This is a genomic window from Kribbella swartbergensis (assembly GCF_054784135.1).
The window spans coordinates 1-12965 of record NZ_BAAGPM010000016.1; the positions used below are offsets into that span (position 1 = coordinate 1).

General features: G+C 66.0%; 10 protein-coding genes. 4 read left to right on the top strand and 6 right to left on the bottom strand.

Going from position 1 to position 12965, the window contains the following annotated elements:
• Positions 1-258 precede the first annotated feature (258 nt).
• A complete protein-coding gene (locus ACYVOK_RS11590) occupies positions 259-537 on the top strand; it encodes an SOS response-associated peptidase family protein (RefSeq protein ID WP_460662339.1) in 279 nt (92 codons plus the stop codon).
• Between the two features lie 251 nt (positions 538-788).
• Here the strand turns inward: ACYVOK_RS11590 and ACYVOK_RS11595 are convergent, their stop codons facing one another.
• Complete coding sequence (locus ACYVOK_RS11595; RefSeq protein ID WP_460662340.1) at positions 789-2057, bottom strand: integrase core domain-containing protein; 1269 nt, start codon at positions 2055-2057, stop codon at positions 789-791.
• A 183-nt stretch (positions 2058-2240) separates the two neighbouring features.
• Between ACYVOK_RS11595 and ACYVOK_RS11600 the strand changes: the two genes are divergently transcribed.
• The 3 genes from ACYVOK_RS11600 to ACYVOK_RS11610 all read left to right on the top strand — a co-directional run bounded on the left by ACYVOK_RS11600 (position 2241) and on the right by ACYVOK_RS11610 (position 4446).
• Entirely contained in the window at positions 2241-2930 is a 690-nt protein-coding gene (locus ACYVOK_RS11600) for a GAF and ANTAR domain-containing protein (RefSeq protein ID WP_460662341.1), read from the top strand.
• A 139-nt stretch (positions 2931-3069) separates the two neighbouring features.
• A complete protein-coding gene (locus ACYVOK_RS11605) occupies positions 3070-3282 on the top strand; it encodes a hypothetical protein (RefSeq protein ID WP_460662342.1) in 213 nt (70 codons plus the stop codon).
• 411 nt (positions 3283-3693) lie between these two features.
• Positions 3694-4446 carry an ANTAR domain-containing protein gene (locus ACYVOK_RS11610; RefSeq protein ID WP_460662343.1) on the top strand — a complete coding sequence of 251 codons (753 nt, stop codon included), beginning with the start codon at positions 3694-3696 and terminating at the stop codon, positions 4444-4446.
• 314 nt (positions 4447-4760) lie between these two features.
• Here ACYVOK_RS11610 and ACYVOK_RS11615 read toward each other — a convergent pair whose 3' ends face one another.
• The 5 genes from ACYVOK_RS11615 to ACYVOK_RS11635 form a co-directional block, all read right to left on the bottom strand.
• Positions 4761-5675 carry a hypothetical protein gene (locus ACYVOK_RS11615; protein ID WP_460662344.1) on the bottom strand — a complete coding sequence of 305 codons (915 nt, stop codon included), beginning with the start codon at positions 5673-5675 and terminating at the stop codon, positions 4761-4763.
• A gap of 1443 nt (positions 5676-7118) precedes the next feature.
• Complete coding sequence (locus ACYVOK_RS11620; RefSeq protein ID WP_460662345.1) at positions 7119-8879, bottom strand: type IV secretory system conjugative DNA transfer family protein; 1761 nt, start codon at positions 8877-8879, stop codon at positions 7119-7121.
• A gap of 3 nt (positions 8880-8882) precedes the next feature.
• Positions 8883-10151: an ATP-binding protein gene (locus tag ACYVOK_RS11625; RefSeq protein ID WP_460662346.1), complete on the bottom strand. Its 1269-nt coding sequence runs from the start codon at positions 10149-10151 to the stop codon at positions 8883-8885.
• Positions 10152-10297: 146 nt separating this feature from the next.
• Positions 10298-11734 carry an SCO6880 family protein gene (locus ACYVOK_RS11630; RefSeq protein ID WP_460662347.1) on the bottom strand — a complete coding sequence of 479 codons (1437 nt, stop codon included), beginning with the start codon at positions 11732-11734 and terminating at the stop codon, positions 10298-10300.
• A complete protein-coding gene (locus ACYVOK_RS11635; protein ID WP_460662348.1) occupies positions 11734-12963 on the bottom strand; it encodes a TrbL/VirB6 family protein in 1230 nt (409 codons plus the stop codon). The genes ACYVOK_RS11630 and ACYVOK_RS11635 overlap by 1 nt, the downstream gene beginning before the upstream one ends.
• Positions 12964-12965: the final 2 nt, after the last annotated feature.

Sequence of the window (12965 nt, forward strand, 5' to 3'; positions counted from 1 at the left end):
GGCGTCACGGTGCGACCGTCCCACCGGCAGGCCGGTTGAACGCACTCACATCGGCATGTGCGGACGACTGCCGGTGGCCCTCAGTCTTTAGGGCCGGTCGCAGCCGCCATAGCTATGCCTTCGCGCAGGCGATTGTGGCAGCCTGACGGTATGTGCGGACGATACGCATCGACGCGGACCCGGTCGTAACTGCTGGAGACGTTAAAAATCGAGGAAGCTCTGGCCGACGAGGAGAAACAACAGCTCGGCCGGTCGGGTATGCCGTTGAAGCAGCCGTTCTACCTGCACCCAAAGGACGACGCCGTGCTGGCCTTGGCCGGCCTGTACGAGTTCTGGCTGGACAAGTCCAAGGCCGAGGACGATCCGGACCGCTGGCTGACGACGTTCACGATCATCACCACCACCGCAACCGACGACGTCGGTCACATCCACGACCAGATGCCCATGACCGTCGCTCCGGAGAACTGGGAAGCCTGGACATCGGCACGACGCGTTCCCGGTCGGTCTTGGAGGGAGCGACGACCAGCAGACCGATGAGCTCACCATTCGGTCTCTCGTATTGGCGGATGCTTCGTTCATGGCGTTGCCCCACACCGACCACTCGTTGTCCCCGCTGCCGGGACTCACCTTGAAGCGACCGACCATGCAGCCATCCTGTCATTAATCGAACTTATGTTCTACTCATTCTCCGGGAGGACACCCCGGGTGTTGTGATGTCTCAGGACATGGGTGACGGTTCTGCATCAAGACATCGGTGACGGTTGATGTGTCAGGACATCGGTGACGTTTCAGCAGTCTTGGCGTGGGCCGCGGGGGTTGCCGTTGCCGACATAGGTCACTCCGGGTGCGGGCCGGGCGTGCTCGATGAGGATCTCGCCGTGGGGGTCGGTGACGGTGATCTTGTCGCCGACTTGGCTGCCGTCGGTGATGACCAGGACCTGCTCGAACCCCCGCCGTCCGTCGACCATGTAGTGGACCTTGTCCAGGTAGAAGGTGCCGCCGCTGGTCAGTGTCTTGACGACAGTGTCCTCGGACGGGTCGCTCGGCATAGGCGCTGGGGCAGGTCGGGGTCGGCCAGCGGGACGGCGGATCAGCTCACGGGTGGGGCGTGGCGGCTCGGCCTTCGCAGTGGCCTCCCACGCCGTGACGGGCGTGACGCGCCCCGGGAGCCCTTGGTGGGGTCGCTCGTTGTTGTAGATGTGGTCGAAGGCGTCGACCTGGGCCTGCAGCTCAGCCAGGGTGGCGGCGAGCGGCTGCTTGTCGAGGTAGCGGAACAGGGTCTGATGGAAGCGTTCGTTCTTGCCTTGGGTGGTCGGCTTGTAGGGCTTGCCGGTGATCGGCTCCACACCCAGGGCCATCACGTGCACGACGAGTTGGCCCAGGAGCCCGCGCCGGGAGGGGTTGAGCGCGGCCCCGTTGTCGGACAGCAATCGTTGCGGCACGCCGTGGGCGGCCGCCGCCTTGTCGAACAGGGCGATCGCTGCTTCGGATGTCTCGCTCCAGGCGACCTGTGAGGCGACCGCGTAGCGGGAGTGGTCATCGATGTGCTGGAAGATCACGCACCTGCGCCCACTGGTGAGCACATACTCGGTGGCGTCCATCTGCCAACACGCGTTCGGCGCGGGGTAGACGAACCGCCGCCACGCCGCGCGTGGCTTCTTCCTCGGCTCGAGCCGTGCAACACCAGCGGCTCGGAAGATCCGGGCCAGCGACGCCACCGAGGGCACCACCTCCAGGCCCATCGCGTGCATCTTGTCGTGCACGCTGACCGGCCCACGGTCCAGCCCGGAGGACTCCAGCGCCGCACGGACGCCGAGGGCTTGCTCCTTGACATCGTCGCTGAGCTTGGTTGGGCTGGTCTTCGGCCGCCGGCTGCGGGGCTCGAGGGCCGCGGCCGCACCGTCGATGCGGGTCCTGGCGCGGATCGCGTAGAACGTCTTGCGGGAGATCCGATGCTCGGCGCAGAACGTCGTCACCGCCCCGCGCGGCGCGTCATCGGGCCACTGGATGATCGCGAGACGGACACGAGGATCAACAGGCTCATTAGCGGTCGGCACCGCTCAAAGAGAGCCAGATGTGTCACACCAAGCACCCCAGATGTGTCACCGATGTCCTGACACAGAACCGTCACCGATGTCCTGCGACATGACAGGACACCCCGGGTGTCCCCGGTGAGGCTTGGGGGTACAGACTGGTCGTCTGGTCGGTATCTCGCTGGCCCCGATGAAGGGTGGCCGGCCATGGAGCTGCCGTACCTGCTTGAAGTGATGAACGAGGTCTCGACATCGCTGCGTTTCCCGATGGACGTCGACGACACCTTGCAGGTGATCACCGCCGGAGCCGCCGAGGCGGTGCCTGGCATCGACTTCGTGAGCATCTCGATCACGGGCAAGGATGGCCGGATCCAAACACTGGCTCCCACCGATGAGCTGGCGCTGCGGGCTGACGAGCTGCAGTACAAACTGGGCGAAGGACCATGCCTCGACGTCGTCTTCGACACCCCTCTCGTCGAGGTCGACGACATCGGGACCGATCCGCGCTGGCCGATGTACGGGCCGCGCGCCGCGCAGGAGTTCGGGATCGGCGCGCAGCTGGGTTACCAGTTCCACGCCGAGCCGCACGCGCGTGGAGGCGTCAACTTCTACTCCACGCGCTCCCACGCCCTGACCGCTGAGTCACATCAGCTCGCCGCGATGTTCGCCAACCTCGCCGCGGTCGCCCTCGGCTGGAGCCGCGAACACGCCACCCTCACCGACGCACTGACCACCCGCGAGAAGATCGGCCAGGCGATCGGTATCGTCATGGAGCGCTACCGCCTCGACACCGACCGCGCATTCGCCTTCATGGTGCGCACGTCCCAGACCGGCAACGTCAAACTACGCGAGGTCGCCGCCGGCATCGTTGAAGACGCCAACCGCAAGGCCGAGTAACGCCGGGGGCTGCGAATCGTAACGGCCAGCCGTACAGTTGAAGCGACCGTTGGCTTCCCGGCTCGCCGCCCAGGTGCGCCGTCTGCGGTGAAGCACCATCGGGCTACGCGCCAGGCATAGCCGCTAGGGCAGGCGCCATATGGGCAGCCACGAATATCCGCGCCAGCGACACTTCACACTCGGCCGCATCGATCCGATCACGGCGATCGCCATAGCCGAAGGCATCCTTATCGAGCGCTACACACTGACCACCGACCTGGCTCGTGCGCTTCTCGTCTCGCGGGCGTCCGCCCGCGGCCTTCCGCTCAACGAGGCGGCGAACTGGCTACTCTGCACCAACACCTTGCCCTGACCAGGCCGCAGCACCACCCACCCGGTGGCGATTAGCTCGTCCGCTTCCTTCCGGCAGCTCTCACCGTCGGCTATCGGCCGCTCGGGTGGCCCTCCTCGAGGGGCTTGCCCGGGTCGGTTGGAGCGGCAGGCGGCGGGTATCGGCGGCGCTACGCGATCGTGGGGGCGGCCGTACCCACGAGTCGGGAGGCTACGGCGTTGAGACAAACAGCGCCGGAGCTGCATCTTGCTCGCCATCTGCGGTCGCCGCGCGGAGCCCTTGTGGATGAGCGGCCCCGGGTGTGCCCAATGAAGCCAGGTGGCCCTGCTCCGGTACTGCACACCCCCTCGCCCGCGGTCCGCAGGGAATTCTGGACAAAGCCTGACCACGTCCGTGGGTGACGTGCACTCCGTTCCTGGGCATGATGTGTGCATGGATTTCACCGGTGAGCGGGACACGTCCGCCGACACCCCGATCGACTCGGCGACGGCCTACCCCACCGCCGCAGCGCAGGCTGACCTCTTCTCGCGCTTGGCGGTGGAAATGCACGACGCCGGCGGCGTCGAACAGACCATCGGGGCCGTCGTGCAGTTCTCGCTGCAAGCACTGAACTGCATCTTCGCCGGTGTCGCGCTGTACACCCGGGGCGGCCGGCCAGAGATTCCCGCGGTGACCGATCCAGTGGTGGCCGAGATCTACCGGGTCCAGCTCGACACCCAGAACGGGCCGTTGATCACGTCTCTGCGCGACCGCGCCACGGTGCTGGTGCGTGACACCGCCACCGACGAGAGGTGGCCGGAATGGGCGGCGAAGGTCACCGGCCTGGGAGTGCGCAGTGTGCTGGACGTACCACTGACACTTTCACACACCTCATCCACCGTTGGCGTGCTCGGCCTGTACAGCCCTGTCCCTGACGGGTTCAGCGCCGACGACGAGGCGATCGCGCACATCCTGGCCCGGCACGCGTCGGTCGCTGTCGCGACAGCACGCCACGAGGAGACCATGGCGGCGGCGGTGGACGCCCGGAAACTGGTCGGGCAGGCGATGGGCATTCTGATGGAACGCTTCGATCTCGACGAGGATCGGGCCTTCGCGATTCTCAGGCGCTACTCCCAAGACACCAACACCAAGCTGCGCGATGTCGCCCGGCAACTGGTCGGCACCCGACAGCTGCCAAGAGCCTGACCGTTCGTCCCCGTCGGGGCGGCCGCCGGGCCGGGGCTGAGCGTCAGTTCGGCGACGGTCCGACAGGTCCGTCGCTGTCACGGTGGCGGGATCGACCGAGCGGCGGCCACACGACGACCAGGATCCGTTTCACGGTGAGCCATGTCAACTTCTGCAATCTGGCTTCGGCCGCGCGGGCGTGAGCGACAAGCACGGCGAGTGGCAGTCAGGCGAACGCCGCCACCTCTCCGAGGGCTCCATGGCCCAACTCAACCCGACCAGCGATGCTGACGGCACCGCCCCGCCCGGCAGACGGGATCACGGCCGTGGCGGCGTCATTCGCCGTTGAGCGGCAGGACACTTTCGTTGGTGCCGAGGTGGTAGACCGGGTCCTGGTGGGTGCCTGGGAGCTTGCCGAGGGACCTGATGACGGTCGAGGTCCCGTTCGCATGGCCGACGGCGTACAGGTAGGCGCTGCCGCTGTGCTTGTCGATCCCGGTGAGCAGCGTGCCGTAGTTGCCGCAGCGCTCTGCCAGGATCACCTCGAAGCTGCTCCAGCCCGAGGCGCGGACCTTCTTCACCACGGGCGGCGACGACGCGAGCGGGATCCTGATCGTGTAGAGCGCACCGCCGCGAGTGACCGCGAGGAACGAGTCGTACGTCGCGGTCTCGGCGATCAACGCCATCGCCTTCACCGACGAGAATCCGGCGAAGGCGGTCGGTTTGCCCCAGCGGGTGGTGCTCAGGTCGATCTTCCAGCGGTTGATGACTCCGTCGGACCGCAGGCCGTAGAACGTCGACCGTGGGTTCGGCCCGCCGAGGTACCTCGTGTAATACGCGTTCTCGATGTAGGTGTAGTTGCCCCAGCCACCGCCGATGGGCGACTTCCTGGTGACCGGGTTCGGCCCGGAGCCGTACACGAGTGAGGCGTCGTAGAGCGTCGAGCCGACGATGACACGTCCGGCCCGGTAAGACTCCGTCGTGGTCAGGCCATAGGACCACTCGGTCATTGCCTTGACTGTGCCCGCGTCGAACCCCTTCGGTCCGAGTTCCTTCTCACTCGTCGGAGGATTCGTCGCCCTGACCATTGCTCCGGCATAGTTTCCGTTGGCCGTGATCGAGTCCACGCCCATCACGCAGGCCTCGGTCTGCGTGGCATATCCCGCCGGCTCGGCGCCAGCGGTGGGTACGACGGCACCGGTCAGCAAGGTGGCCGTGCCGAGGATCAGCGCCGTACTGCGCATCGCCATCATGACGTCCTTTCGGTCGGAGGTCTTTCGCCAGTCACGATGGCGAGCGCAACGCGAAAGTTGCGGCCTGTCATCAACCGGCCACCCGGCGGTGTCGTAACTGGCCGTCTACCGGTGTCATAAGTCATGTCCACCGACGCGGTTCTTGGAACGTTGCCGGTTAGCGGTCCAGTGCTGATTCGTGTGGTCGACGGCTCCGCGGGCGACGTCTCTTAGTTCGCGGTTCGTTTGCTGGCTGAACATGTCCAAGGTGGCCACGCTCTGTCGCCCCTGATGCTGTAGCGGGCCATGAGGATGCCCTTTGCCTGGCCGACGATGTCCCTTTTTTCCGGGGCCTCAGCCGCTGCGAGACCTTCCGGGTGGCGGCGTAGGCGACCGCCGTGTGCTGGCCATCCGGACGAGGAGTCCACCCCGATCCGGAGCACCTCTATGGCCATCGCGTAAGCGGGGAGCCGCGCGGCAAGAGTCGTCCCCGGCGCCGGACCTGTGCCTGTCTGGGCCGTGACCTCAGCCGCGCGACCCCGTAATCGGGCCAGTGCCCACAGCAGTAAGGCCCGAAACGACGCAGTCCCTGCACTCAGCGGGCTCGGAAGTCGGGCCGCGAATCGCTCCGATCCGGTGCAGCGAGGCGACCAGTGGTTCATTTCAGGTGATAGCGGCCTGTGGCAGGGCGAGGCTTAGGCAAGGTACGACTCTGAGTAGGTCGGCGATTTGCGCATGATCGCCGCCCCGGTTCGCCGCGTCTGCTGCTGACAGCATCTCTCGTCCATCCCCTGCATGGCCCGCGCGTCCAACCTCGTCCCCCTCGTCCGTCTGGTTGCATTCCACAACCCATGAATCCCGGGCGCCTCCCCAGGAAGTCGGGCGAGGATGCTTCGGCAATGGGCGCGAGTGTCGGAGATCACCGTGTTCAGATCACAAGCGCTGTCGGGTGACCGTGCTCGGTCGCGGAGCGTCCGCAGTCGGTGACGAAGGTTTCGAAGGAGAGCCCTGGAAGTCGACTCGCCCGGGCCGCGCCAGGTGCAGACCTGGTCGTCGGACGCCAGCCACGTCAGTGCGGACAGCACTAGTCGGATCGTTCTGGGCGGTGGGTGGTTCGGGTGCAGCCCAGGAGGGAGCTCCAGTCTCGGAGGCGGCGGAGGGCGAGGGTTAGGTCGCGATGGAAGGCTAGGGGGTCGGAGGGGGCGGCGTCTTCTTGGTAGCAGGCTTCCCAGAAGGTGCGGAGGGCGGAGAGTTCTTCGGTGAGGGCTCCGTGCTCAGACCAGCACGGTGGGACGACCTTGTGGTCGAGGTTGTAGCGGTGGGTTGCCCAGTTGACCCATTCAGTGAGGCGTTCCAGTTCTTCGCGCGTGCTTGGGGCGTCGAGGTCGCGCCAGCAGACCACAAATGGGTCAGTGCCGACGGTGAGACCGAGTGTTCGGGCCAGGTCGTCGGTGGTGTCCATCAGCGTCGAGTGGCGCGTTCGATGCTGCGCCGGATGTCCGAGGCGTCCGGACGCTCTGTCCATGGAGTCATCTTGAGGAGGATGGGTGGGGCGGTGCGGGCTAGCAGGATGCCCGTGCCGAACGGAAGGGTGCGGATGACGTCGGGCGGCAGGATGGCGATTCGGCGCGTGCTAGTAGAGATCGTGCGGCCGCCGTCGGCGCCGCGGCTCCAGTTGCGGATCTCCTCGTCGCGTTCGCCGCAGACTGCGGCGAGGTCTTGGAGGTCTCTCGGCTGGGCGGAACCGCCGAGAATGATCCGCAGCGTGGCGGCATCCCACATGGCGGCCGCGGCCTGCTCGCCCCACTTGTCTCTCGCCTGGGCAAGGGATTGGATCACGACTCTGGTCGTGATGCCAGTTCCACCGCCGTCGGCCATCAGGCTCGGCAGCGAGGGTACGGCGCAGAGATTGGTGATTTCATCGAGGACGAGGGCGAGTGGGGGCTCGAGGCGACCACCGGGATTGCGGGCGGCGATCTGGCGGGCTGATTCGGTGATGTCCTCGAGGAGGGCGGCAATGAAGGAGGATGTGGCGCTAGCGCCCACGCCGGTCCCAAGCAGGTAGATGGTGCCGCGGTCCCGGATGAAGGTTGCCGGTTCGAGTTCCTCGCCGGGAGACGGGTCGAAAGCCTTGCGTACGGCGGGGTCGGCGAGGGCTGAGAGGGCTGAGCGGACGCCGGCCCAGATGGCGTCGCGGGTTCGGCCGTCCATGCGGACGATGCCGTCGAGGGTGTCGCCCCAGCCTTCGGCAGCGATTGTGGAGCGGTTGAGGATGTTGACTGCTTCGATGGCGGAGGCGGGTTCGAGGCCCCAGCGGTAGAGCTGGGCGATGCCGGCGTCGTCGATGGCGGCGGCATGGAGGAGGCCGCGGAGAGCCATTTCGGTCTGGCCGTGCCAGAAGGCTCCGTCGGTGACAGCGCCTTTGGTGAAGCCGGCGCCGGCGGCGAGCCCGCTGGCGCGCACCATGGCGGTGGTCGGGTTGTCACACCCTCTGACCGGCGACCATCGGATTCCTTCTCCTTTGGCGAGTCCTTGTGGGTCGAAGACGGCGACCGGTCCAACGGCTCGGCGCAGTTCCAGCGTGGCCGCGAGGTTGTCGGGGCGGGTGGACGTGGTGACGACCGCTCCTGGTGCGTCGATGATGGCGCTGATGATCTGGTGGAGACCTTTGCCTGATCGTGGTGGTCCGACGTCGATGATCGAGTCCTCAACGGAGGCCCAGCACTCGCGGCCGTGCGAGTGACCCAGGAGGACTCCGACCTCAGCCGGCGATCTGGTTGCTGCCAGTGGGCGGGCCGAACGGCCCCGCCGTATGACCTGTCGGCGACCGACGGCGGCCTCGACATCGGCCTTGGTAGCTAACCCCGGACGGCTTGCAAGCGCCCGCGCTCGAGTTCGCGATGTCGCCTTCCTGCGGTGCCACAGCCTCACAGCCAGGTAGGAGACAGCCAGCGGCAAGCAGATCAGCAGAGTGAGCGCGCTCCAGTACGTCGTCGGACTCAGCTGCGTGGCATTGAGTCCGAAGGCCGCGGCCGGGTTGTCCGGGTGCACTGCGACCTTCAGTGCATCGGTCCAAGCACATCGGACCCATTCGCCTCTGGAAAGGTAGCTGCTGATGCCGCCCGCAAGGTAAAGCACGCCGGCGGAGGCTAGCAGCACTCCCCCGGCCAGGAGTGTCATGTCGGTCAGGTCGCGCGGTGGCAGGTTTCTCGACTGGCTCATGCTCTACATCCGCGCGTCGGTGTCGAAGAGTTCAACCTCACGGGCGTGGCGGACGAGCTGTACGACGAAGGATCGGTTAGGCAGCCGCCACAGGGCCCGGCCTTTTGGGAGCTTGGCGATCGTCGCGATCTCGACATCGGTCAGGCCGAGAAGGCTGGCTGTCCGCGCTAATTGGTCGGTCTCCTGGCGCAGCATGATTCTGGTCGAGCAGTCGGCCAGGAGTCCTTCGGCTAGGGCGCGGGCTTCGGATCCGAGGTCGCCGACAGCGGCCAGGTCGGACAAGCGGTGGACGATGAGGATGTTGGAGACTCCCCAGGCACGGGACAACTTCCATTGCTCCTGCATCCGGCGAAGCAGCGCGGGATCCCGCATGACGCGCCACCCCTCGTCATACACGATGTACCGGTTGCCGCCCGCTGGATCTGCGACCGCTGCCTCCAGCCACGACGAGGCACAGGCCAGCGTGAGGCGGAGCGCTTGGTCATTGGCTCCTGTGCCCAGCCAGGACGAGTCCAACGTGACGATCGGCAGGGTGGGATCGAACGCGGTCGTCGACGGGCCGTCAAACATGCCAGACAGGTCGCCATGCACCAGCCGACGGATCGCGTGCGCTACCTCGCGGCCGTCGGTGGTGAGGCTCGCGGTCTTCAATCCCGCGCGCTCAGCCCAGTCTCGGTCGGGGGTGAAGAGAGCTACGACAACGTCCGGGATAGTCGGCGACTCGACCTGACTGGAAACGGTCTGCAGGGCGAGGTCGAGAGCCGTGTGTTCCACGGCAGCCAAGGGGCGCCCAAGAGTGGATTCCGCCAGGGTGCTCAGCAGAGCTCGGCGGCGCGACCAGACGATCCGCTCCCACTCGTCCGTGGCGACCGTACTGGGTTGGCGACCCGCGTCGAGCGGGTTCAGTCTGGTAGGCAGTCCTGGACCCAGCTTGATGGCGGTGCCACCCATCGCGGCGGCGACGGCTGTCCACTCGCCTTTGGGATCGCACGGGACGTAGGCCTTGTGACCGAGCGCGATCGATCGGGTGATGAGCGCCTTCGCCGTTGTCGACTTTCCGCTGCCGATTACCCCGGCAAGAAGAACGTTGGGATTCGTGATCACCCTGGCCTGGTACAGCACCCACGGGTCGTACACGAAGGAACCACCACTGAAGACGTCTGCTCCGATGTAGGTGCCCTCGGCACCGAGTCCCCCTTCCGCGAGGAACGGGTAGGCCACCTGCAGGATCCTGGTCGTCGCCCTATGACTGTCAACCAGCAGGCGGCGCACGCGGAACGGCGCCCTCGTCCCCTGGATGTCGTCCAGCTCGGTGGACCGCGTTCGCGCCGACTGATTGGCGTACGACGCCTTGCGGTTGGCGCGGCGGGTCTCACGGTCAGTCCCGACCGGTTCGAAGTACGCAGAATGCTTCGCCATCAGAGTCCAATCCCAAAGGGAAGGGCTGCGGCCATGAACCCTTCGACTTGTTGGCCGACCAGCCGGCGCATATCGAGCAAGGCCTGAGTCGCCGCGATCTCGATCTCCATACAGGCTTGGTCCAAGCCTTCCTCGCTGTCAGCCGAGACCACGACAAGGCCGAGCCACCGGACATCGCCATGCCCGGCCGCCAAATCCCGCTCACGTTGGATGACATCGGCGTCCAACTGGCGGTCCTCCTCGGTCTCGAGTTGGCCAATTCGAGCGCGGGTCGCCCGATCGGTGACCCGTTCAACCTGATGCCGGCGGGCATCGCGCAACGCCTTGGCGGTCGGGATCGGCTGCAGAACCATCGAGAAGGTTCGTCGGATCCCCGGTTTCAGCAGCAACGGGCTCAGAAAGGACGGCGTGGTCATGACCCGCGGCCACTCAGTGATCACGTACACCCGGTGGAACGACGAGTCAGTCCGGAGGTGGTCCCATGCGGCGTCGATTGCCAGCGGACCAGCGTCTGCAGCGTCGATGACATCGGGACTTGGGATGGTGCGAGTAGCGGCAGGGTCGAACGCCAAGCGGAGGCTCATGGCGAGTTCCTTTGCGCTGAGCCAGCAACCGGCGACGCCCGCGGCGGATAGCGAGGTCTGGAATGCTCGCGCTTCGGACTCAAGGACCGCGGTCGCTCCTGCGATACCGCCGCCATGTCTGCGGATCTCGCGGGACGCTGCGTCCAGGTTCACGGCGAAGCTGAACAGGGTCTCGTGCTTCGCTGTCGCTGGGGCCGCTTGCTCCAGTAGATCGCGGTAGATCGCACCAGCCGGCGTGTTCGGATCCACGTTGCGGGTCTTCGCCCATTCGCCCAGTTCGTCGCCCGGATCGGGAAGGGTGCGCTCGAGTATCTGCGCCCGTGCGATGCGGTTGCCCTGACAGAGGCCGGCGATCAGCCGTCCGTACGCCGTCACGCGCCGGTCCTGCTCATCGGAGTTCTGCAAAAGATGTGCAGGTCCCTCGATCTTCGCGACAGCGATCAGCCTGCGACGCCGCGGATCATGAACGACGCCGATTGACGAGCCGGCCGTCATGATCCGCAGAGGACCGCCCTCACCAGGCAATTGCAGGTCTCCATGCCTGCGCGGCTCCATCACGCGCTCACGGAATGAGTGCCGTCCGCGCAGGGAACGCCACGCAGAGGTGCTTCGGAGGACGAGCCATCGGTACATCGGAAGTCCCTCTGCCCGGGTGAACGCGATGGCGCCGCATAACGCGGAGGCAGTCAGACCGCCCAGTTTCAAAACCGGTGACAGCTGGCTGACGATCGAGATCGTCGTGGTGACGACGGCGATGAGCAGCAGCACAACCTGGATGGGCCGCAGGCCGAGCAGTACGGCGTTCCGCTCCGGTCGTGGGAAGCGTGTGGACAGCGTGCTGGTCGTCGCCATCAGTTCCCCTCGCCACGCTTGTCGTGGTCACCCGCGTTGTCCCCTTGCTGACCGGGCTGACCGGAGCCGTCGACCGAAACTTGACTCGTCGATACCGCAATCGCGGTCGAGCCTTGGCCAGCCGGGGCAGGTTCGGGCGATGAGGACGAGGACGCGCCTGCAGCCGGTCCACTCCGCTGGCTCTGGTCCGTAGCCCAACTAGCGCTCGCAGCCGAATCGTCCGACGGCTTGTCATTGCCTGCATCGCTGTCGCCACCTACGACTGGACCCGACTCGTTGCCACTGGATCCGCCGAAGTGATGGGCACCCCATTGCTGGGCCTGTTCGAACCGCTCCTTGAGTGCCGAGGTTCCGGCCGTGCCTTGCCTAAGTGCATGGGCCGCAGCCGCGCCGTGGTCTCCGACCCAATGGATAAACGAGAAGGTCGCCAGTGGTGCAAACGCAGCCATCGCGAGCAGCAAGACGCCTGTGAGAAACGTACCGATCGAGGCTTGACCCTCCTCCATGTAGCCGTTGCCTGCGGCCGAGATTCCCACCGTGAAGACAACGGCCATCGCGATCTTCGAGAACAAGAGAGCACCGACGACTTCGATCCATCGACGCAACCAATGACGTGTGGCTGACCAGGTCCAGCTCGCCATGGCGATCGGCGCGAACACCACGAAGGCCACAATGGCGACCTCGCGAATCAGCATGACGAAGTACAGCGAGATGGAGGCCAGGAGGCCAACGATGACGGCCGTGAGGAGGAACCCGCCCAGCGTGGCCAGCGTGGGGATGATGCTGAGGTCGACCATCCGTTTGAGGCCGTCCGCGGTCGCGCGATTGCCGAGAATCGCGGTCGAGATCTGATCGACGACCTGACCGAGGCTGGCTACCACCGCGACAGCTAGCGGCACGCCGGCCGTGCCGAGCAATGCTCCTACCAATGCATGGCCGAGTCGGCCGGGCTCTCGCCGGATCACCGCCGACACGCACTGCAGGACGAAGATACCGACGAGCAGTGGAAGTGAGATGCCGATCATCATGTCGAGGTTGTCCTGCCACCACTGCTGGTCGAAGCGTGGCGCCGTACTCTGGCTGAAGGCTTGAAACACGTACGACGTCACTTGCGTCAGCCCACGCGCCATCCAACTCATGAACGAGTTCCACCACGAGTCCGTGACGGCATCGGTACCCATCGAGACGATGCAGGTGGTCGGGTTGAGCAGGCAGTCGGTCCAGGACACGT